17 protein-coding genes and 1 pseudogene are annotated in these 21,180 nt (G+C 51.6%); 4 read left to right on the top strand and 14 right to left on the bottom strand.

Annotation, left to right across the window (positions count from 1 at the left end):
• Window positions 1-30 precede the first annotated feature (30 nt).
• Window positions 31-819: a helix-turn-helix domain-containing protein gene (locus PXY01_RS12455; protein ID WP_127570344.1), complete on the top strand. Its 789-nt coding sequence runs from the start codon at window positions 31-33 to the stop codon at window positions 817-819.
• A 90-nt stretch (window positions 820-909) separates the two neighbouring features.
• Here PXY01_RS12455 and PXY01_RS12450 read toward each other — a convergent pair whose 3' ends face one another.
• The 8 genes and pseudogenes from PXY01_RS12450 to prkA all read right to left on the bottom strand — a co-directional run bounded on the left by PXY01_RS12450 (window position 910) and on the right by prkA (window position 10,152).
• Window positions 910-1,752: a YhcN/YlaJ family sporulation lipoprotein gene (locus PXY01_RS12450; RefSeq protein WP_127570343.1), complete on the bottom strand. Its 843-nt coding sequence runs from the start codon at window positions 1,750-1,752 to the stop codon at window positions 910-912.
• A 154-nt stretch (window positions 1,753-1,906) separates the two neighbouring features.
• Window positions 1,907-2,657, bottom strand: a pseudogene (locus PXY01_RS12445) (polysaccharide deacetylase family protein).
• Between the two features lie 82 nt (window positions 2,658-2,739).
• A complete protein-coding gene (locus tag PXY01_RS12440; RefSeq protein WP_127570342.1) occupies window positions 2,740-3,177 on the bottom strand; it encodes a hypothetical protein in 438 nt (145 codons plus the stop codon).
• Window positions 3,178-3,462: 285 nt separating this feature from the next.
• Entirely contained in the window at window positions 3,463-4,401 is a 939-nt protein-coding gene (locus tag PXY01_RS12435; protein ID WP_127570341.1) for a transglutaminase family protein, read from the bottom strand.
• The gene (locus PXY01_RS12430; protein ID WP_127570340.1) at window positions 4,398-5,381 is read right to left on the bottom strand and encodes an alpha-E domain-containing protein; all 984 of its coding nucleotides are present in this window, start codon (window positions 5,379-5,381) and stop codon (window positions 4,398-4,400) included. Before PXY01_RS12430 ends, PXY01_RS12435 begins: the two co-directional genes overlap by 4 nt.
• 66 nt (window positions 5,382-5,447) lie before the next feature.
• Entirely contained in the window at window positions 5,448-6,905 is a 1,458-nt protein-coding gene (locus PXY01_RS12425) for a circularly permuted type 2 ATP-grasp protein (protein WP_127570339.1), read from the bottom strand.
• Between the two features lie 361 nt (window positions 6,906-7,266).
• Window positions 7,267-8,049: a class I SAM-dependent methyltransferase gene (locus PXY01_RS12420; RefSeq protein ID WP_127570338.1), complete on the bottom strand. Its 783-nt coding sequence runs from the start codon at window positions 8,047-8,049 to the stop codon at window positions 7,267-7,269.
• Window positions 8,050-8,256: 207 nt separating this feature from the next.
• A complete protein-coding gene (gene prkA / locus PXY01_RS12415) occupies window positions 8,257-10,152 on the bottom strand; it encodes a PrkA family serine protein kinase (RefSeq protein WP_127570337.1) in 1,896 nt (631 codons plus the stop codon).
• A gap of 273 nt (window positions 10,153-10,425) precedes the next feature.
• Between prkA and PXY01_RS12410 the strand changes: the two genes are divergently transcribed.
• Together PXY01_RS12410 and PXY01_RS23075 are read left to right on the top strand one after the other, a co-directional pair.
• Window positions 10,426-11,406 carry a DUF2161 family putative PD-(D/E)XK-type phosphodiesterase gene (locus tag PXY01_RS12410; RefSeq protein ID WP_127570336.1) on the top strand — a complete coding sequence of 327 codons (981 nt, stop codon included), beginning with the start codon at window positions 10,426-10,428 and terminating at the stop codon, window positions 11,404-11,406.
• Window positions 11,407-11,460: 54 nt separating this feature from the next.
• The gene (locus PXY01_RS23075) at window positions 11,461-11,592 is read left to right on the top strand and encodes a hypothetical protein (protein WP_262385103.1); all 132 of its coding nucleotides are present in this window, start codon (window positions 11,461-11,463) and stop codon (window positions 11,590-11,592) included.
• A 4-nt stretch (window positions 11,593-11,596) separates the two neighbouring features.
• Here the strand turns inward: PXY01_RS23075 and PXY01_RS12405 are convergent, their stop codons facing one another.
• Entirely contained in the window at window positions 11,597-12,799 is a 1,203-nt protein-coding gene (locus PXY01_RS12405) for an aminotransferase-like domain-containing protein (RefSeq protein ID WP_127570335.1), read from the bottom strand.
• Window positions 12,800-12,916: 117 nt separating this feature from the next.
• Window positions 12,917-13,657 carry an SDR family NAD(P)-dependent oxidoreductase gene (locus tag PXY01_RS12400; RefSeq protein ID WP_127570334.1) on the bottom strand — a complete coding sequence of 247 codons (741 nt, stop codon included), beginning with the start codon at window positions 13,655-13,657 and terminating at the stop codon, window positions 12,917-12,919.
• Between the two features lie 122 nt (window positions 13,658-13,779).
• On the opposite strand from PXY01_RS12400, the gene PXY01_RS12395 reads away from it, so the two are divergent.
• Window positions 13,780-14,670, top strand: a complete 891-nt coding sequence (locus PXY01_RS12395) for a LysR family transcriptional regulator (protein ID WP_127570333.1) — start codon at window positions 13,780-13,782, stop codon at window positions 14,668-14,670.
• A 58-nt stretch (window positions 14,671-14,728) separates the two neighbouring features.
• Here PXY01_RS12395 and PXY01_RS12390 read toward each other — a convergent pair whose 3' ends face one another.
• The 4 genes from PXY01_RS12390 to PXY01_RS12375 are packed head-to-tail and all read right to left on the bottom strand — an operon-like array spanning window position 14,729 to window position 21,165.
• A complete protein-coding gene (locus PXY01_RS12390) occupies window positions 14,729-15,127 on the bottom strand; it encodes a hypothetical protein (RefSeq protein ID WP_127570332.1) in 399 nt (132 codons plus the stop codon).
• Complete coding sequence (locus PXY01_RS12385) at window positions 15,111-16,955, bottom strand: dynamin family protein (protein WP_127570331.1); 1,845 nt, start codon at window positions 16,953-16,955, stop codon at window positions 15,111-15,113. Before PXY01_RS12385 ends, PXY01_RS12390 begins: the two co-directional genes overlap by 17 nt.
• Window positions 16,952-18,904, bottom strand: a complete 1,953-nt coding sequence (locus PXY01_RS12380) for a dynamin family protein (protein WP_127570330.1) — start codon at window positions 18,902-18,904, stop codon at window positions 16,952-16,954. Before PXY01_RS12380 ends, PXY01_RS12385 begins: the two co-directional genes overlap by 4 nt.
• On the bottom strand, window positions 18,901-21,165 hold the full coding sequence (locus PXY01_RS12375) for a dynamin family protein (RefSeq protein ID WP_164744401.1): 2,265 nt from the start codon (window positions 21,163-21,165) through the stop codon (window positions 18,901-18,903). The genes PXY01_RS12380 and PXY01_RS12375 overlap by 4 nt, the downstream gene beginning before the upstream one ends.
• Between the last annotated feature and the right edge of the window lie 15 nt (window positions 21,166-21,180).

Raw genomic sequence — 21,180 nt, 5'->3', positions numbered from 1 at the left:
TCTTGCTGCGAAGAAAGGACACAAGCTGTAATGAATGAAATCTATGTCGATCTAAGCGACTATTCGAAGCATCGGCTTCCATTTCGCCATTATTTTGGAGAAGGTCTTGATACCTATATTGTTAGACTTCAAGTGGAAGGGATGTGCCAGGCTCTTGTTGACGGCAAGCTGACGACAATAAGGCCTGGCCACCTGCTGCTTTTTCAACCCGGCGATATATACGATCTGCGCATCGGTATAGGTGAGCAGGAGCATGTAATGTCCGGCGACTATTACATCATGAGTAACGGCCCAGGCATGCAGGAATGGTGGGAGCTGAAGAAGCGGCCGACGTTGACGACAATTGTAGAGGACAACCGGATCAAATCGGTCTGGCATCAGATTGTTCTGGAGAAGAGAAGGCTCGACGGCGGCTCATCATTCATTGTCACCTCGCTCGTCTGGACACTGTTGTCTTTAATCGACCGAGCCATCGAAGAGACACCGGACGAGCAGTCGCCAGGTGCACATCATGCCCTGCGAATGCGTCAATATGTAGAGGAGCATGCTTATGGTGAGCTGAAGCTTGATGATGTAGCACAGCATACTGGCCTAAGCGTGTCTAGAGCGGTACATTTGTTCAAGGCCCATTTCGGCGTCTCCATCATTGGCTACGCACAGCAGCTTCGCCTCGCCCGTGCCGTTAAGCTGCTCGACCATAGCGCGCTGTCGCTTGAGCAGATTGCATTGGATACTGGACTAGGAAGCTACGCATATTTTCACCGGCTGTTCCGATCGCAATACGGCATCTCACCTGGCGCCTACCGTAAGCGAAAGTAAATACCGACAATGCAAATAGCGGTGCCGGGATCACTACCCTAACACCGCCATTGATTGTTAATATGACAACGACAATCTTCGCTGGCTACGTTATCGAAGCGGATACGTGATGGCGTTGCCGATATCGCGAATAATGTCGCCAACATCGTCGGCCATTGAACGAATCGGATGGTTCTGCGAGTAGCGGTCACCAAAGCCAATGCCGCGGTTCGTATCGTTCATACCGTAACCATCCAATCCGCGAGTCATATCATCGAGACCAAGGCCGCGATTCGTTCCGTTCGTGTTGTAGCGATTATAGTTGTAACTGTTATACATATCCGGAGCGTTAGCGCCGCGCATATTGTACGAGCCGTTATTCAATGCATAAGGACGGCTGGTATTATTGTTATTGTAAGTGCCATTCATGCCCGATCTACTGGTCGTGCCGGTGCCGTTCAAGCGATCCTGCAGCCTTTGAATCCGGCCATGCAGCGCTTTATCGCTCGTAATATGCACTTTATATCCCGGCTCCAAATTTTTAACGCTGTTTCGTACTTTCGATTCGACCGAACGCGCATTCATTCCTCGTCTAATGTCCAGTCCGACCAGCACATTATTGTCATGAACGAATACAGTCGCCTTATCCACGCCATTGACGGCCGTCGCTTTCTTGGAGATACGGTCGGCGAGCGCCTTGTTGGCCGCTGTCCTCGACGCATTGCCATTATTCAAATAACGGCTGCCGGTATTGTTACTGTAGCCGGTAAAGCTCTTGCTGCCGTAAGGAGTCGAATAAGGACGAGATTGATTCAAATATGGAGCCGGCTCGCTAATGTTACGAGTTCTGTATTGATTGACCTTATTATTGTCATCCCGATAATCACCACAAGCTGTCGTCATCGACACCATTAACGCTGTCGTAAGCAGCAATGCGCCAGTTGTTTTGCGCAAGCACAATCACCTCCGCCTATTATGATGCGAAGTCCGCTTGTCCGCTAGTCAGGCAGTTGGTAGATCATTTGGCATCGCTTGGCCGACGCTATAGCAAACGCCTATTGCTTACCTCGACGGCGCAATAGGCGTTATGACATTTGCTTTGCGGATGTTATTGCTCAGACGATGGTAATGCTGCGTCCTTCATCAGCTCCGATACCGTAACGAATCGAAAGCCTCTCTTGCGAAGCTCTGGCAGAATCGTCCTAAGGAGCACTAACCGTCTGCGTCTTCCCGTCCACGTGATCATGGAACAGGACGATGTCTCCATTATGTGCATTGCGGAGCACTCTGCTCGTAATTTGCCATACGCCGGGACGAACCCAATCGCGCGTATCCTGATGCCAGGACCATAGAATCGGCTTTAATCCCATTTCGTTGGCCATCGTAACAAGCCGTTCGTTAAACATGCCGCCGGGAGGGCGGAACAATACGGAATGCTTGCCGGTCGCTTTGCGAATAGCCTCCTCTGTCCGCTCCAATTCGGATTGGATTTGCGAAGCCGAGCTGTTCAGGAAGTACGTATGGTTGTATGTATGGTTCGCAATTTCATGACCCTCTTGTACAATTCGGAGAGCAGTTCTCGGAAAAGCTTCCACTCGTTTCCCTACGACGAAGAACGTACACCTGGCCTCGTATTGCTTCAATAGATCCAAAATCTCATTCGTCTGCGCCGGGTCGGGGCCGTCATCGAACGTAAGGGCAATTAGCGGCTGGTCCGTTTTCACTTCCCACACGACTTCGCCCCGGCTTTCATAATAATACCGGTCCTTCTTCACCGGCACAGCAGCAGACGAATTCGGTATGGATAGGATGAATAATGGGATGCATGCCGCAGCAGCGAGCCAAGTACGAACAGGCATGAAAGTCACCCTTTTTTGTCTTCATGTTGCCCGTTACGCTTCCGAATTATCCCCATTCCTCCAATACAGCTTGCCGCTGCGACTATTCGACAACCAGCTCTTTCTTCTTCGTAATGTGCAGTTCTCCTTGATAAAGGTGCAAATAGACGTAGTAGCTTCCAGGCTCGGCAAAAGTAGTGTCTGCGATGAACGCACCCGTCTTATCATCCAGCTTGGCATCGATTAACTCCGGAAGCTTTTTCCAGTCTGACTTTCGAATATCGAACGCGAATGTGGCGTCGTCGAGCGTCGAGAGTCCGGTTACTACACTTTGCAGCGTCACAGTGCTGCCCGTGTGCACCTTAGCTGGATTCGTTGTGAAATCGATTTTCACATCCGCTTCGCTCGGAGTAGAACTGCTTTCGGATTGTGACGACGAGCATGCCGATAAAATAACGGTTAATACAATCATCATTATGAACGCGGCTTTTTTGACAATAGCTGCTTTTCCTCCACCGTTGTATGTTAAAGATTCCGTCATGGTTATACTCCCTTCCTTGCCCTTCTTATAGTAGCCAGTCCGCTAGAAATTTACGTATCCATCTTAAGTGTATACGATATCGGACTGTGAATGTCTGCCTCGCCTGCATCAGTCATAAAATCGTCGAATCATTGTGACAAAAGAGGCAACGGAAGAGAAGATCATACTCACATAAAAAGAAACAACTCAGATGGTTATTGGAGGAGGCCCTCGCCATTTCCCAAAGAGTTGTTTCAGTTTATATCTATATACTTGACCAATTAGAACCTTAACTTCGTTAACGAACTAGTCCTCTACTTTCCTCACATCGACCGTCACCTGGAGCTTTTGGTCGCCTGTTCCAAGATAGATTCCTTTCACCGGGACGATGTCCTTATAATCACGTCCGTGAGCCAGCTTCACATAGCGTTCGCCGATCGGCGATTCATTCGTCGGATCGAAGCCGCACCAGCCGAGCTTCGGCACATAAGCTTCAACCCAAGCATGCGATGCCTGCTCGAAATCGGCGCTGCCGCCCTGCAAATCACCGACAAAATGATAGCCGCTCACATAACGTGCCGGCACGCCCCTCGCCCTGCACGTTGCTACCATTAGATGCGCGAAATCTTGGCATACGCCGCGCCGCATCGTAATCATCTCGGAAGCTTTCGTCTTCACATTCGTTGCGCTTGGATCATAGACGAAGCTGGTGCGGATGTGCTTGCTAAGCGCCGACAGCCAGTCGTATACGCCGACCGTTGGCGTAACGTCGACGCTGACACCACTCTTATCTGCTCCTTGGGCCGATTCATGAACCGAGCCGACGACAGGTACTTGCTTCATGAAATCTACAATTTCTGGCGTCACCTCCGTATAAGAGGTCGGCAGCAGAAATTCGATGAAACGATCCACTAATTCATCCGACATAAGCCTCGACCATGCCTCGACAGGCTTCAGTTGCTGCTTGTGAAGACTCTCCTCGCTCGTATACGATTCCGTCGTCACCAGCGTCATATTGGTACGAATCGTTAGCTTCTGATGCGGCTGATTGACGGAGAACGCATGCACCCGATTGCCGAAGTAATCCTCGTATGTGAACAGCGGCGCATTCGGCTCGATCGAGATCGAATGATTGTAGCACGACTGCCGTTCGTTCGTGCTTGGCGTCAGCCGAATTTCATTAACGCTGTCGGTAATCGGCTCAGCATAGCTATATTGGGTCATATGGGAGATATACAGCTTCAAGCGCTCGCCTCCCCCATCCGGAAAAACGTTTTGGCAAACAGCGTCCCGAGCAGCTCGCATGCGCTAAGCAAGTGTGCTGTAATTTTGCCGTCCCGGTCAAACACAAGATCTTCCGTCTCCAGACAGCCGATATCCGCAATCACTTTGCCAACCTGCCGAACGATACGCTCATGCGATGCACGCAGCGTCTTATCCTGCAGATCGATCGAGCGCATATGCTCGACGAGCTGCTGAAGGGCAAAATGAACCGATCGCGGGAACGTCGGATTGAGCACGACGAACTCAATGATCGCCTCAACCGCTACACTATCCAAATAATAGCGTCGGAACGACTGATACCCGCTCACCGACTTCAATACAGCCTGCAGGTACGGGTAAGCATTCGCGCTGTTCCACCCTTCTCCTTCGGCAGCGTGCTCTACCGCCTGCATGATGCGAAGCGTATTCTCAGCCCGCTCCAAATAGCGGCCGCATTCGATGAAATGCCATTCATTCTCCCGCGGCATAACGGATTGGCTGTAGCCCTGGAACAAAGCTGTCCAATCCTTCGTCTGTCCGAAGAACTGATGCGGAGAGCTGCGGGTCAAATCTTCCGGCTGCTTCTCGCGAAGCCATAAGTAGAAGCCATTAATCGTATCCCACAGCTCAACGGGCACCTTCTCCCGCAGCGTTCTAAGGTTGTTCCTAGCATGATTAACGCATGAGACAAGTGAATTCGGGTTATCGCGGTCAAGTGTCACATACATAAGCACTGCCCGCTCGTCGTACGAATCGTACTGCTGCTCGAAAGCATGCCGGCTGCCCAGCGCATCGACTATGCGCGCCCACTTGCACATCGTCTCGACGGGCTCATCCCCGCTGCTTGCACGAAGCTCATCCTGCTGCAGATGATAATGGACGTCGATCAGCCTTGCATGGTTCTCCGCGCGTTCCATATAACGACCGATCCAGAACAACGCCTCGGCATTTCGATTCAACACGTTAATCCCTCCATTCGTTAACCATGTGCTTCAACGAGCTTTTCTTCCCCATACTATATCGCTCGCTTAGTGATTCAACACCCACGTATCCTTCACGCCGCCGCCCTGCGAGGAGTTAACGACCAATGAGCCTTCATTCAGCGCAACGCGGGTTAGCCCGCCAGGGATAACATGAGATTCGGTTCCTTTCAGCACGAATGCACGCAGATCAATATGACGCGGCGTCATTTCTCCGTCCAGCATAATCGGCGCCCTGGACAGTCGCATCGTCGTCTGAGCGACGTACTTCTCCGGCGTTGCTCGAATCAATTCGGCGAAATGAGCAATCTCTTTGGCCGAGGCCGATGGACCGATCAGCATGCCATAACCGCCGGACAGCGATGTTTCCTTCACGACCAGCTCATTCAGATGAGCCAGCGCATATTCCCGATCCTCCTTGCGAGACAAAATGTAGGTTGGAACGTTGCTTAGAATCGGCTCTTCACCTAAGTAATACCGGATCATATCCGGCACATAAGCATAGACGGCCTTGTCGTCAGCTACGCCCGTTCCCGGAGCATTCGCAATCGCGACATTGCCGGCCCTATAAGCGTTCATCAAGCCCGGTACGCCAAGCAGCGAATTCGGATTGAACGCCAGCGGGTCCAAGTAGTCGTCATCGATGCGTCTATAAATAACATCAACCTGACATAACCCGCTTAAGGTGCGAATATATATTTTGTGATCTTTATAGACAAGATCCCGCCCTTCAACGAGATGCAGTCCCATTTGCTGTGCAAGAAATGTATGCTCGAAGTAGGCGGAATTATACGAGCCCGGGCTTAACAGCGCAATGACTGGGTCATTCCTGCCGGTCGGAGCAAGCGACTTCAATGCACTTAGAAATACGTTCAAGCTGCGCTCAATATCCTGCACCGAGCAAGACAAATACAAATCGTGGAACAGCTCGCTCATGAGCGTCCGGCCTTTGTACAAGTAAGAAAAGCCGGACGGAGAACGCAAATTGTCTTCCAGCACATAAAATTTCCCTCTCTCATCGCGGATCAAATCAATCCCGGAAGCGGTGATGTATACGCCCCCCGGAACGTCCACTCCGACCATCTCCGGACGAAAATAAGGGTTTGAAACGATCATTCGGCGCGGAATGATGCCGTCCTTCACGATGTGCTGCTCATGATAGATATCGTGGATAAATGCATTAAGCGCTTGGACGCGCTGGCGGAGTCCCCGGTCGATCGCCTCCCATTCATGCTTCGGAATGACGCGGGGAATGTAGTCAAAAGGAATGGTTCTCTCAAGAGGCTCGGACTGATTCGGCTCATATAGGGTGAAGGTGATGCCTTCCTCCAGCATTCGCTGGTTCAAAGCCTGCTGCCGGGCAGCCTGCTCTGCCGGCTTCATGCGGGAGAACAGCCGATGGATCGACTCATAGTGTGGGCGCACCATAAAGTCCGAATCAAACATTTCGTCGTAGAACGAATGTGAATCGTAATAATGGGACTTCGACTGTCTGGCCGTCGACATGTCAACCGCCTCCTCCAAGGTGCTGCAGCAACCTGCCCAATCGTGCCAACCGCCGCTACGCTGGTTAATGTCACGAATAGTTACATAATTAGCCGCAAATTGTTTATGGATTTGACTAAATCCTACTATATTTCCCACATATATGTCAACTTACCTAACGATGTATAGTAGATGTTTGCTAATGACGAAGACAGGATCCTAATGGGACCCTGTCTATGAGCTACGTGCGTCTATCCATAACTATTCGCTGCTCATGCCTCGATTCCTAGCGGCCGAGGTCGTCCAACGAATCTTTATTTGGCAGAGAACGCCTAATTGGAGTATATGCTGCAGCTTACCGAAATATGCCTATCCAGCCCCGTTATTTCCGAACCGCCGTTACACGCAATCTTCTGTAGTCGAGGAACCATTGTCCGTCCCGATACAGCGACGGACGTGCCCGCTCCTCCGTCATCCGTACGACCGCCTCCGCCTCTTCGCCGCTCAGCCCTGACAGAATGCCGTCTGCGAACATCGCAAGCCAGCCGCGCAGCCCCTTATCGCCTCCAGCCTGCAAGGTCGGGCGGTCGAACAAGGAAGCTGTGCGCACCTCGAAGCCTGCTTGCTCTAGAACGGCGCTGTATTCCCCAATTGTCGGAAAGTACCATGGTACAACGAACGGCTTCCTGACGTTCAATGCCGCGAACGACTCGCGCAGACCTTCGACGACGGTGTTAATATTACCGCTTCCGCCCAGCTCGGCGACGAATCTTCCGCCAGGCTTCAGCGATGCACCGATGCTTGCAGCCGTTCCTTCTGCGTCCGTCATCCAATGCAGCGCTGCATTGCTGAACACGGCATCCACCGGATGCTCCGCCCGATATTTCTGGCCGTCAGCCGTTAAGAACGCAATCGAAGGATATTTAGCTTTTGCACTCGCGATCATTTCCTCCGAGAAGTCGATAGCCGTTACGATTGCTCCTCTGGCTGCAATTGCGGAGGCGAGCTCACCCGTCCCACAGCCCCAGTCGATAACAGTCTCATACGGCTTCGGATTGAGCAAATCGACCAGCGGCGCTCCATACGTCGATACGAACGCCATATCTTGATCATAAATTTCCGGCCGCCATGTTTGCTGCTGCCTCCGTTCATGTGCATTGGTCATATAGGCCACAACCTTTCGGAATGAAATGGAAAAATAAGTTACCCCATTTATATCACGGATAGCTTAATATCAAAAATATATAAAAACTATGTTATCTATAGTTATTAACTATAATTAGAGCATAAATAAGCCCTGACAGGCGTGAGCGGCCAATCAGGGCGATAGGGCGAGCAGAGCGATAGCCGTCTATCGATAACGGCAGCGAAATTACCGGTTCAGCAAGCTTCCAACGTAACGGAGAAGCTCATTGGCGCATACTGGGCAATAGTGATGATCGTCGATCAGACGCTTCGTTACTTCGTTAATGCGTTTAAGCTGCGTTTCGTCCGGCGTCTTGGTCGACGTCGTAATTTTGACAATATCCTTCAAATCGGCAAACAGCTTCTTCTCCACCGCTTCGCGCAAGCGCTCGTGGCTGGAGTAATCGAACTTCTTCCCTTTACGCGAATAGGAGGAGATGCGAATTAGAATCTCTTCTCGGAATGCTTTCTTCGCATTCTCGGATACGCCAATCTGCTCCTCGATCGAGCGCATCAGCCTCTCGTCCGGATCGAGCTCCTCGCCGGTCAATGGGTCTTTAATTTTAGTCCAATTGCAGTACGCCTCAATGTTGTCCAGATAGTTCTCGAACAGCGTACGGGCGGACTCCTCGAACGAGTAAACGAACGCCTTCTGAATTTCCTTCTTCGCAAGCGTGTCGTATTCTTTGCGTGCAATCGAGATGAAGTTCAAATATTTCTCCCGCTCATCCTTCGTAATAGACGGATGCTGGTCAAGACCGTCCTTCAGCGCCCGCAGCACGTCGAGTGCGTTAATGCACTGCAGATCCTGCTTGATGAGGGCACTCGAAATCCGGTTAATGACGTACCTTGGGTCGATGCCCGACATTCCTTCCTCGATAAACTCTCCTTGCATCTCTTTCAGATCGGCTTCTTTGAAGCCTTCGACCTCTTCGCCGTCGTACATCCGCATCTTCTTCACAATATCGATGCCTTGCTTCTTCGTCTCTTTGAGACGGGTAAGTATGGAGAATATCGCTGCGGACCGCAGTGCGTGCGGCGCAATATGAATGTGCTTCATATCACTTTGCGCAATTAGCTTATCATAGATCTTCTCTTCATCTGTAACGCGCAAATTGTATGGAATCGGCATGACGATCATCCGGGATTGAAGCGCTTCATTTTTTTTGTTACTAATAAACGCTTTATACTCGGATTCGTTCGTATGCGCAATGATAAGCTCGTCGGCGCTAATTAATGCGAATCTGCCGGCCTTGAAATTGCCTTCCTGCGTCAACGACAGCAAGTTCCATAGAAACTTCTCGTCGCATTTGAGCATCTCCTGAAATTCCATCAGCCCGCGGTTCGCTTTGTTCAGCTCCCCATCGAACCGGTATGCACGCGGATCAGATTCCGAGCCGTACTCCGTAATCGTCGAAAAATCGATGCTTCCGGTCAGGTCAGCAATATCCTGCGACTTCGGATCTGAAGGGCTGAACGTACCGATACCGACCCGGTTTTCCTCCGATATGATGACCCGCTCGACCAATACATTTTCAATATCGTTATTAAATTCCGTCTTCAGCCTCATCTGGCAGGAAGGGCACAGGTTGCCTTCGATTCTCACGCCAAGCTCCCGCTCGACCTCCTGCCGCAGCTCATGGGGAATCAGATGAAGCGGGTCCTCATGCATTGGGCAGCCTTTGATCGCATAGACAGCGCCCCTCGGCTCACGCGAATATTTCTCAAGCCCCCGCTTGAGCATCGTGACGATAGTCGATTTGCCGCCGCTGACCGGTCCCATTAACAATAAAATCCTTTTGCGGACATCGAGACGTCTTGCAGCCGAATGAAAGTATTCCTCGACCAGCTTCTCGATTGCCCGGTCCAGGCCGAATATTTCCTGTTCAAAAAAACGATACCGCTTGCGCCCATCCTTCTCCTCGACGCCGTACGATTTGATCATGTCATACACTCTGGCATGTGCCGTCATGGCCGGTGCAGGATCTTGCTTTAACAATTCAATATAATCTTTAAACGTTCCCGTCCAGGCAAGCTTCTCGCTCTCTGCCCGATACTCCGATAACCGTTTGAATATATCCATGCCTTGCCTCCTCCCATCACTCGCGCTTCTGCCCTATCCCTGCTCATCTGCTATGGGATTTCTCTGTTCCGCCCGCCGAGATCTGTTTGTTGATGTTGAAGTATTACATTCCTATGCGTAGCCGAGCAGGAAATTGACCAATTTTTTAGACGACTATTCGCTAACACTCGACACGCCGCGCCGCTTCTCCTATAATGAAACCGATCTATACGAATGAATGTTCGAGCGTTATAAGCTGCCTAGACACGATGGGGACGGGAGGAAGCGTTCGTCATGGCCGTGAAGGAAGAAATGGAATTGTACGAGCCGGTGAAGCGGTTCTACGAAGCACGAGGATACGAGGTCAAAAGCGAGGTGCTGCACTGCGATCTCGTTGCCGTGAAGCGGCATAAAGGCGGCGGTGCGGCGGACGACATAGCTTATGTCGGCAGTCCTGATGAGGATACAGAAGAAATTATCATTGTCGAGATGAAACGCACCTTCAATCTCGCCCTGCTGCTGCAGGGAATAGAGAGGCTGCGGATGAACCCGCTCGTCACACTCGTCGTGGAGCGCAACCGGAAGAAAAGCGGCGCCGTCAACCAGCGGTTCGGCGAAATTACGGAGCTGTGCCGGATGCTCGGCCTTGGCTTGATGACTGTGACGCTGTTCAAAACGAAGCCGGCGCTAATCGAGCAGCTATGCGAGCCTGGCGAGCCTCCGCGCGCCCGCTACCGCGCAAAGCGGCACGAACGGCTGCTGAAGGAGTTCCGAGAGCGATCCGGCGACTATAACATTGGCGGCAGCACGAAGCGCAAGCTGATGACCGCTTACCGCGAGAAGTGTCTGCGGATGGCCCACGCCCTCCGCCATGGCCCCGCTTCGCCAGCGACTATCGCTCGCCAGACGGCGGTGCCCAAGGCCGGCGAAATGCTGCGCACGAACTACTACCGCTGGTTCGAGCGAGTGGAGCGCGGCATCTACCGGCTCACCCCAGTCGGCCATGCCGCGCTTGCCGAGCATGCAGACATTATTGCCCGCTGGCCGAAGGCAGAAAACAGCGGTGTACTGGGCACGGATGCTGTGGAAAGCGCTGATTCGGCTGATGCTATAGATGTTGTGGATGCTGCGGGGACAGAGGATGCCGGAGATGCGGGAGATGCTGCAGGGGCAGATAGTACAACGAATGCAGGTAAGGCCAAGAAACCAGGCAAGCCTAAGAAGCGGCGCAGGAGCGCCGCAGCTAATGCGAAGCCTCTGCCTGGCGATAAGTGAGAGCAGGAATTCCATCCGGTCCAGTGAAATTGAATGGCTAGAGGTGGATATGCGATGGCGGGATTGCCTGCATCTTGTGCAGTCTTTCGCGTATCGCAGACGGTACGCGGAGGAATGGATGCACAATGTGCAGTAATTGGCGGCCATCCGAGCGCTAGCGTAAGACTAAGTGGCGGGATTGCCTGAACCTTCAGTTCCTCGCTGTAAACTCCTCAATCGCCTCCAGCAGCAGCTTCACGCCCCGTTCCAATAGATCGTCCGATACCGAAGCGACGCTAAGGCGGGCCGTGTTGCGCTGTGGATGGCTGGCATAGAATACGGCTCCCGGCTCGAATACAACAGCTTTACGCTGGGCGCCGCGCAGCAGCGCCTCGCCGTCAAGCCCGTCCGGCAGCCTCAGCCATAGGCTGCTTCCGCCTTGAGGGACAGCCCATACGAAATCGGCTGGTCCATTCTCCGCCAGCAGTTGAGTTAATCGGGTCATTCGCCTGCTATAGCAAGTGGCAAGATTTCTTATGTGAACGTCCCACTCCGGACTGCGGAGCAATTCGCACATGAACCGCTGCTCGTATAAGCTCCCTCCGACGGCTCCAATCGAATGGATCACATCCGTCATGACCTCAATCAGCTCTTCGTCGCCTGCCGCCCACCCAAGATGCAGTCTCGGAAGAACAGTCGCAGTGAGAGAGTTCACATAAAGTACGCCGCCTTCAGCCCCGGCCAGAGAGTACAGCGCAGGATACCTAGCTGCAGCTGATTCATCGTAACCCATCTCGCCGTATGAATCGTCCTCAATGATGAGGACGCTGTGCTGACGCGCTAAGCCCAGTAAGCCATGCCGCCGCTCCAAGCTCCAAGCCCGTCCGGCAGGTACGCCGAAGCTCGGCATCACATAAATCATTCGCGGACGATACAAGCTCATAAGCTGGTCCGCCCGCTCCAGATCAATTCCGAATTCATCGCCCCCCACCGGAACAATGTGAAGTCCATTCATTGCTAACGTGCGCAGCGCTGCTGGATTCGTAGGTGTCTCCACCATAACGGTATCGCCAGGAACCGTTAACGCACGCGCTGCAATATCGATCGCCTGCTGCGCGCCTGCAATGGCTAGAACCCTCTCCGCCTCCGTGCGCATTCCTCTTCCTGCCATTCGCTCTGCAATTGTCTCGCGGTACAGCATATCGCCGCCCGTATCCCGAGCCTGCAGCACCGACAAACCCGCTCGCCGCGCTGCTGCTTGCTCTTCGGCGTGGCGTATAAGCTTCGCTGGAAGAGCAATCTCTGAAGGGACACCGTCGACGAAAGAAATGATCTTGTTCCGGTGGCCCCATCTTTTCTCGCTGGCCGCATAAGAGCTTGCTTGCACAGCCTGCGGAGCAAACCGATACTGCATGTCGCTCCCTCCCGTGTATCAGAATCCCATCTTCGAAGCATATTCTTCTCGAGGCCGCCTCATTCATGGAATCGGAGCAGACAAAAATCATCATTTCCTGTCGAGCAGCAAAACAAGCTACATCGTTTGACCGCAATCGACAGTAATGATCTGGCCGGTCATCGCATCCTGCTCGAGCGCCGCGCAGATCATAGCTGCAATATCCTCAGGCGTCGATATACGCTGCAGCGGAAGACGAGGAGCAAGACGGTGCATTTGCTCCTCCTTGCCCGCCCACCATCTCGTCGCTACCGCACCCGGAACAATGCAATTCACCCGAATTTCGGGCGCAAGCGCATGGGCTAACGATTTCGTCAGGCCATGAACAGCTGCTTTCGATACAGCATAAGGAAGCGAAGAGCCCACCCCCGTCTGCCCGGCAATGCTGCCGAGATTGACAATGGCTCCAGCTTGATTGCTTTTCATCAGAGGAACTACGGCGCGGGCGCAGTAAAACATACCTTTCACGTTCACATCCATCAGTTCGTCCCACGCATCCTCCGTCGCCGACTCTAGATCGCTTAACGGAATATGCCTCGTAATGCTGGCGTTGTTAACGAGCAGATCAACCGTACCGAAACGTTCAACAATCGTCTGTACCATGCGCCGGACCTCCTCGTCCCGGGCAACGTTGGCCTGGAGCGCTTCAGCCTGTCCGCCTTCTTCGCGGATGAGCCGTACCGTTTCCTCGGCGTCAGCTTCTGATTTGGAATAGTTCACGACGACGATTGCTCCTCGTCTAGCCAGCGCCATACTTGTCGCCCGGCCGATCCCTGTACCGCCGCCCGTCACTAATGCTACTTTGCTCTTCAACTCCATCGGTCATCTACTCCTTTAATCATATCTTTGAATCTATTGTAATCAGTCCGTACGATTCTGTATAATTGAATTAATTGAATGTCGAATTCAACATTTTTGATTCGACTAAGGAGGAACAGACCGTGGATCTCCGAACGTTAAAAACGTTCCAAGCAATCGTCAAGCACGGAAGCTTTAATAAGGCGGCGCAAGAGATGAACTATGTGCAGTCGACCGTGACGATGCAGATTCAGAAGCTTGAAGCCGAGCTTGGAATGACGCTCTTCGAACGAGGCAAAGAGATATCCCTTACGGAAGCAGGACGACTGCTATACGAGCAAAGTATGCCAATTGTTAAAAATATGGAGCGTCTTCAAGCCAGTTTATCGGACTTAAAATTAGGCGAATCAGGTCATGTCCGAATTGGAGTGACAGAGCCGACCGCCAGCTATCGATTGCCCGGTATTTTAAAAAAGTTTATGTCGAAATATCCCCATATTCAAATTTCCATAGAAATTATGAACACCCCTTCCCTTGTCGAACGAATTCGTGCCGGTGAGATCGATTTTGCACTCTCCACAGCGCCTGACCTGAGCACCGATCTCTACTTCGAGCCTTTCTTTCAGGAGGAATTCATTGCGTTGATGCCCGAAGATCATCCTCTTGCCCAGATGGAGACGGTCGAGCCGGAAGCATTACAAGGACATCGGCTGCTGATTGCCTCCTCCACCTGTCCATATCGTCGGAAGCTTGAGACGATCCTGCAGGAGAAAGGACAAGTTGCGCTTGACTTGATGATAGTCGGGAGCATTACTGCCATGAAGCAATATGTGGAGAGCGGGCTAGGCATCGCGCTTATCCCTCGGATTATGATGGAATCCTCCTCAACGGGAACAGCAGCTAGACCGGTTAGCGGAAGTCTTATCCACATGACGTGCGGATTCATCTGCAAGGAATCGGCGTATCCTCTGCAGCTTGCAAGTCATAAGCTTTATCAGTTTCTGAAGCAGGAGTTAACGTTAATGAACGGATAACAAGAAGGGCTCCTCACAAGTTCATTGCACTTGTAAGGAGCCCTGCAAGCAACTGACGCTAACGATTTAAATTGTTCGTCGGATCGCCATCAGGATTAGACCTCAAATAGCCGCCCGTTTCATCTCCGCGCATATGACCGCTGACAACCGTTCCATCGGATTTGACATAGGTATGCACATAATGCGGCTTCACGACATGAACATGACTCCAGTCAATCGGCTGCATATGATAAGAGTGCGATTGAGATAATGGATCAGACAGCTTCATGATATCAGAATAGTTCAACCCTTGTCCCGTACCGCTGAACGTGTTGTAGGCATGCGGTTCAAAGTGATGATTCACTAGACCATCTTGATTGGTATGAAACGTATGCGCAGAATCTCTGCCTGTATGATTCATATCGGTATCTTGTCCGGCGAATGAATGGTCGCCATGTCCATTAATATACTCGCTCATATTCCGCTCCCCTTTCAGCTGCCATACGATGAAGCTCTCCTGCCATTTGCTCTAATTGAAGCTGAGCATCACGGAATAGTCTGCTCAGCTGGTCTCCAGTCGCCGCGAAGCGCTGCAGCTCGTTCATTCGCTGCTCCATCTCCGCCGCATAGCTATCGAGCTGCTTGTCGAACTGTTCGACAGCTAACCGGTGAAGACGTGTCGTACAGTCCATGACATAGTCGAGTGTTTCTTCTGTAAACCGCTGCTCTACCTGCTCAAGCTGCTCCTGGATAAGCGCCTTAAGCTTCGGCTTTTGTGCCTGATAATCACGCTCTCGTATCGTTCTTTGCACAAGCGGCAATCCGCTTAATGTGATAATCGGGACAACGATCGGTCCTCCAAGCATGACCGCTAGTGCACTAGCCCCGCCTACAATTAATCCGGACTTCACCATCGGATCGGTACGCTTCTCCGCTTTAATCTCCGCATCTGTCCTCACATCGGACAAATCAATCTGGACCGGCCGCAGCCGAATATCGCCTCCGAACGATTGGGACAGCCCGTAAGACAGCTGCTCCGCCAGCTTACTTAACAGCTCGTCGATTCTGTAGCTGTACTGCTCGATCCAGCCCTTCAGACGACGTTTGACGGTTAGCGGCACATCTGTAGATACGAACTTCGCCAGATCGCTCCCTTGATAGATATCCGTCATTTCCATCAAATCCTCTGACAAACCGTCAAACATATGGCGAATCGATTTGCGGACCATATGCTTAATTTCGGCTGTCCGGTCTTCAACATAACCGTCAAGCAGTTGCTGCCGCTCCGACCAGCCAACCTTCCAGCGTCGCAGCTCTTCGAGCTCCGATTGTAATTGCTCATGATCGAGTGATGCTGCTTTCCCTTTCCAATCCAATCGCTCCATCACATCTTGAAGCAGACGCTCTGCGCATCTTATGCTGCTTGTCCACCTAAGCTCCGCGCTGCTGCCATTCTCGGACAGACGCTGAATTTCTTGAACTAATGACGCCATTCCGCATAATTCCCACAGCGATTCATCATCCGTCATTCGCGCTTCGCAGCCTTCCAATGCCGATACGAGTATCGGCTCGGCTTGCTCAAATCCAGGTATCGATTGGAGCCTTCTTCTGGCAGCCTGAAGCACCTGCTCCTCCGCTCCATCCGTCAAATCAGCAAAGTTCAAAACAAACAAGATGCGGTCAAGCCCTTGCTTCAGCAGCGTTTCCTCCAAATATTCTCGCTCGGTTGCCCTCAGCGGCTGTAACGCATGTAGAACCACAATAACGACATCTGCATTCGGAATATACCGGTACGTAATATCTGAACGCTGCTCATTCAAATCGTTAAGTCCTGGGGTATCGACAATGATGGTTCCTTGATCGATCCCTCTCATCGGCATATGCAGCTCTATACCAACAACGCTTGTCGCCGAACTCTCATTGGCATGCTGAGCAGACCACTCTTGAAGAGCTTGCGCTGTAGCATCGATTAATTGAACTTCACCGTTCTCGTAAAGCACCTCCGCCCGACGCTCTTCTTCCTCATCCGCTACGATCCAATGTATGAGAGCCGTCGTCGGAGTAACATCCATCGGCAGCAGCTGCTGACCAATAAGTGCATTCACGAGTGTGGACTTGCCATTATTAAACTCTCCGAGAACGACAATACGCAGTGCTTGTCGCTGTACCTCGTCATCCAGCTGCCTTGCTGCCTCGGCGTATTCGCTTAAATCCAGCTCCTCACAGCAATGCTGCAGCCTCTTCAGCCACGCCTGCAGCTCGTCTTTATAACGCGTTCCGTTCTTATCCAGGATATCGTCTATCATCGCTGCTGTACCTCCTGATTAAGCGCCAACAATCGATCCGCAATATCGTTCAATTCTCGTTCCTGAACATTCAGCTCTTCCAGCTTCTTGCCGATCCCCTCTTCACTCAGCCGCAGATTGCGGACGACCATATCCAGCTGCTTGCGGCTTTCATCCGTACTATGCTCGATCTGCTGCTCGTAAGCGCTCGTCAGCTTCTGCATTCGCTTCTGCCAATAGCTGTCCAACCGCTTGCATTTATCAGCGATTGGTTTATTGTAGCGATTGTCCACTTCTTCCTTTAGTTGATCGTACGGTGAAGGACTGCTGCCTAACAACCAGCTGAAGAAGCGAGTAACGCCTTCCACTATTCCACCGACAATGCCTAATCCGATTCCGGATACCGTTCGTAGAAATCCGCCCGCATCGAGCAGCTCATCGGCCTGTTCCACAATAATGCTAGCTAGAGGTGAACTTAAAGTATAATGAAACCGTTGATCGCCCACAATTGTTCCATTGCTATTGCTGTCGGCAGCATCTGAACTAAATTCACTGCCAAGAAGCTCTCCCATCAAGCTCTCATAACGGGCAAGCTCAGCTTGCATGTCCTTATTCGCTCGAGTAATCGCCTGCTCTTCATGCGACCTCATTCGCTGCTCAAGCTCCGTCTGCAGCTCTTTCTCTCGCGCTGCCGTTATTTTCTCGATCGTTTCTTTCGTTAACGTTACATTGCGATGATGATTATAAGTCTTCTCCATCGTATCGCGAGCGAGTGAGGCGATCGCTTTCAACTCGCCTCTATACCATTGCTGAAGCTCTATCCCTGCTGCACTTAGCCGATTTCTCATCGTTTCTGCCGCTTTAATCCCTTGGCTGCGAGTCCGCTCCAATTGCTCGCGCAGCTCGTTCGTTGACTTCTGAGCGTCCGCTACACGATTCAGAAGTGTTTTTCGTTCGAAATCAATTTGGTAACGAATCATCTCTTGTGCGACACGAATAGCTCGAACGATCGGCTTGCCCAGCTTGGCAGCGCCGCGATCAACAGCCAGAAACCGCGATAGCCCCTCCTCCAGCTCGCGGAATCCAGTGTCTTCTCTGCTGAGCAAAGGGATACGCATTCGAGGCAAACCTTGTCCATCGGGATGCTTCAGATTTAACAGCTCATGCCGTGAGGATACGAGATAAACATGCTCAGCCGGCATAATCTCATTCACCTCATGACGGACACGATCAACGACCCTCCTTCTCTCGTCCTCTGTACGGAGCATATCCTTGAAATTCACGACAAAAATAATTTTATGAATATCCGCATCCTTAATCCGATTCAAGAACGATTTCTCCGATTGCGTTAACGGCCTTAAGCCATGGATGACGAACACGGCTGCATCACAATTCGGAATGTAATGGTTCGTAATCGCCTCCCGTGCAGCATCCATATCATTCGTGCCAGGGCTGTCAATAAAGATTATCCCGTCGCTGCCTAACGTCGTCGGCATTCGGACATCTGCATAGGCGATATCGGCTATACGCTGCGCTTCTCTATGCGCCCTCAGCTTATCCTCGTCGCTGTTATCAGGAATTTCTGGAGCAATAAGATGTTGGAACGCTTCTCTCGATACCCGCTCCTCTCCGCCTTCCCGCTTAATAATCCGGATGTCCTCCTCCGGTCCATAGGCAATACGAGTCAGTAAGGCGGTACAAGGCGTTATTGCAGTCGGCAAAATTTCCGTACCAAGCAGTGCATTAATAAAAGTCGATTTGCCATTACTGAATTCGCCGACAACCATCACCTCGAACTGATCATCCTGCAGCCGCTTTGCAGCAGTAGACAGCTCTTCCGCTTTACGGTTAAAGCTTAGACGGATCGCTGCTTCCTCAAGCTCCTTCATGAGTAGAACAGCCTGTCGGCGCCAATCGTTATATTGGTCCATAGACCTCTGCTTGCTCAAGGTTTCTTCATGTGCCGTCATGATGACGATTCCCCCAGTTGCGTATACTGAACATATTTATTACTACCGCTAATCCATTCATTGATGCCAATTTGCAGCCAGCCGTTGCTCTCTCCTATGACATCTACTCGATCGCCTTTGCTCAGCTTCCGGACCACTTCGCCCGAAGTCGAATAAGTCGTTCGCACATTCAACTCTTCTGCTATAACAACGACATATCCGATTGGAACCGGAGTATCCGGCTGCTCGTCCTGCTCTTCCCGCTCCTTATTCGAATCACCCGTGAATACCGATTGAATCCAATGGGAGGCTTGAGAATAAAGCTGCTTCGCCTTCGATTGGACAGGACCGGGATAATAGACCAGCAAAATAACAACGATAATACTGGCTATAAATATGGACCAGCCGATTTTCCCTCTCCAATAGATAGGACGGCGAGTTTGAATATCGATAGCGTCCGGAACAATAAGATCACGTTGCAGCGCATCTCTTGCAATCTTCTCCCATTCCGCCGGTACACTTCGCGCAATGCCGCTGTTATCGACGCCGTCAGGCGCTATAAACAAGAGCTTTTGCCAGATACGGTCCGCTACATCTGTGTATACATCGATCTGCCGCAGCTTAGACAACGCTTCATACGCTACTGCTCCAGCGGTCTGATCGCTTCCTTCCAGCTCGGATAAATAATCTCCCAATTTCAACTGCAATCTTCGAACAGTCCTATAACGGTCAATCAACCCGAGCACCGGACGCGTTGATGCTTCTACTCCCTCATACTTGTTCCTATACTTCTCCACTTCTGCAGCCGCATCGTTCTGTAACTGCTCATATCGCTGCTTCAACATTTGCTCGATTCTCGGAATCAACGGTTCAAAGCCGTCCGCAAGCTGCTTGACCTTCTCCTCTAAGTCTGCCATAGCTGTCAGGTATTGAGCATGAAGCGCTTCTAGAGCTTCCCACTCACTCCGAACGCGATAAACGGCTGACTTGCTGGCAAAGAGCGCTTTAATCCGTCCTATTCCGTGCCCAAGCACTTGTCGATTCCTAGCCGCCGCCTCACGCTGCTTCGACAGCATCACCGCTTCAGCGGATTCGAGCCTGCTTAGGCTTCGCACCAGATCTGCCGATGCCTCGCGCAGCACCCTGAGCGCAATATCCTCTCGATCAACCTCTGTAACCGAGCCGATCCATTGCTGTACGAACGACTCTCTAGGAGTAGACAGCAGCTCATCCCATCTGCTACCGGTTGTCCGCAGCTTATTCAATTTCTTATGTAAACTCAAGAAAGCTTTGTCTAGCTCGCCTAGTTGTTCACCGCCGTCCGCATTCATCCGCATTACAAGCATGTGCAGATCATCCTGCTCCATCTGCTTTGCAATTTCATCTGTAAGGTGCACGGTGAGCTCAGAGAGCCTGTCCAATCGTTTGTTCAAAATAACGGTATCAATGCCGAGATGGTCTTCGTCGAGCCGCTCTAGCAAGGAGCTGAACCGGCTCATCTCCCACCAATGCTCAGCCTCCTCCGTTCCGGACACAGCTTCAAGCGCGTCAAGTGAAGACACACCGATCATTCCGCGAACGTATCCGGTCAATTTGCGCTCCTCCACCGAGGAATACTTGATCGGATCGAGCGGTTCAGAGGAATATTGCTCCGCCTTATCGATACCATTAATAATCCCTAACGGCGTAATAGACGTCTGCTCACGGAGAGATTGAATCGACTGCCGCTCTGATTCTTTGCCGACGAGTCCGAACATGAACAGCCAAAGCGCATCATCCAGCCGCTCCAGTACCTGCTTAGAGCTGGCGGTATGCTGCTCATTACCCGCGTTAAAGCCAGGCGTATCCACCAGCGTCATGCTCTTCAGCCGTTCCTTCGGCAGCTGAAGCTCAACGTACTGGATCGAGGCCCGCAAAGCCGCACCCTCTTCTCCTTCTGCCGTCAAGCTGCCTAATATTGATAAAGGATACTCTATACCGATGCCGTCTGCGTCATAAGCCGTTGCTTTCGGACGATCCCCATATTTAATGTATGTAACGACAGCCGTCGTAGGAAGAACGTCCGACTGTAATATCTCTTCTCCTAATAAAGCGTTAATAAAAGTGGACTTACCTGCGCTGAACTCCCCCATAATGCCTACGATCGGTACCGGTTCTGCTTCCATGATGAGCTTCCGCCACGCTGCTTGATCCGCGAATGTAGGCACTTCGGTTAACACATCTTCCGATACAGCTTTAATTAAACTAAATAAATGATTGGTGTCATACTGTTTTATTGTCATGGAGTCACCTAACAT

This window comes from Paenibacillus xylaniclasticus, assembly GCF_004001065.1.
GTDB classification, from domain to species: domain Bacteria; phylum Bacillota; class Bacilli; order Paenibacillales; family Paenibacillaceae; genus Paenibacillus_T; species Paenibacillus_T xylaniclasticus.
Note: the sequence above shows the minus strand (reverse complement) of the source record. Positions and strands in the feature narration are given on the sequence as shown.

Bases quoted from the DNA above. Each gene is read 5' to 3' on its own strand.
- PXY01_RS12455 (WP_127570344.1), top strand. From the start codon at position 31: ATGAATGAAATCTATGTCGATCTAAGCGACTATTCGAAGCATCGGCTT.
- PXY01_RS12440 (WP_127570342.1), bottom strand. From the start codon at position 3,177: ATGACGGAATCTTTAACATACAACGGTGGAGGAAAAGCAGCTATTGTC.
- PXY01_RS12385 (WP_127570331.1), bottom strand. From the start codon at position 16,955: ATGATAGACGATATCCTGGATAAGAACGGAACGCGTTATAAAGACGAG.
- PXY01_RS12400 (WP_127570334.1), bottom strand. From the start codon at position 13,657: ATGGAGTTGAAGAGCAAAGTAGCATTAGTGACGGGCGGCGGTACAGGG.
- PXY01_RS12405 (WP_127570335.1), bottom strand. From the start codon at position 12,799: ATGCAGTATCGGTTTGCTCCGCAGGCTGTGCAAGCAAGCTCTTATGCG.
- PXY01_RS12420 (WP_127570338.1), bottom strand. From the start codon at position 8,049: ATGACCAATGCACATGAACGGAGGCAGCAGCAAACATGGCGGCCGGAA.
- PXY01_RS12410 (WP_127570336.1), top strand. From the start codon at position 10,426: ATGGCCGTGAAGGAAGAAATGGAATTGTACGAGCCGGTGAAGCGGTTC.
- PXY01_RS23075 (WP_262385103.1), top strand. From the start codon at position 11,461: ATGGCGGGATTGCCTGCATCTTGTGCAGTCTTTCGCGTATCGCAGACG.
- prkA (WP_127570337.1), bottom strand. From the start codon at position 10,152: ATGGATATATTCAAACGGTTATCGGAGTATCGGGCAGAGAGCGAGAAG.
- PXY01_RS12425 (WP_127570339.1), bottom strand. From the start codon at position 6,905: ATGTCGACGGCCAGACAGTCGAAGTCCCATTATTACGATTCACATTCG.
- PXY01_RS12375 (WP_164744401.1), bottom strand. From the start codon at position 21,165: ATGACAATAAAACAGTATGACACCAATCATTTATTTAGTTTAATTAAA.
- PXY01_RS12390 (WP_127570332.1), bottom strand. From the start codon at position 15,127: ATGAGCGAGTATATTAATGGACATGGCGACCATTCATTCGCCGGACAA.
- PXY01_RS12380 (WP_127570330.1), bottom strand. From the start codon at position 18,904: ATGACGGCACATGAAGAAACCTTGAGCAAGCAGAGGTCTATGGACCAA.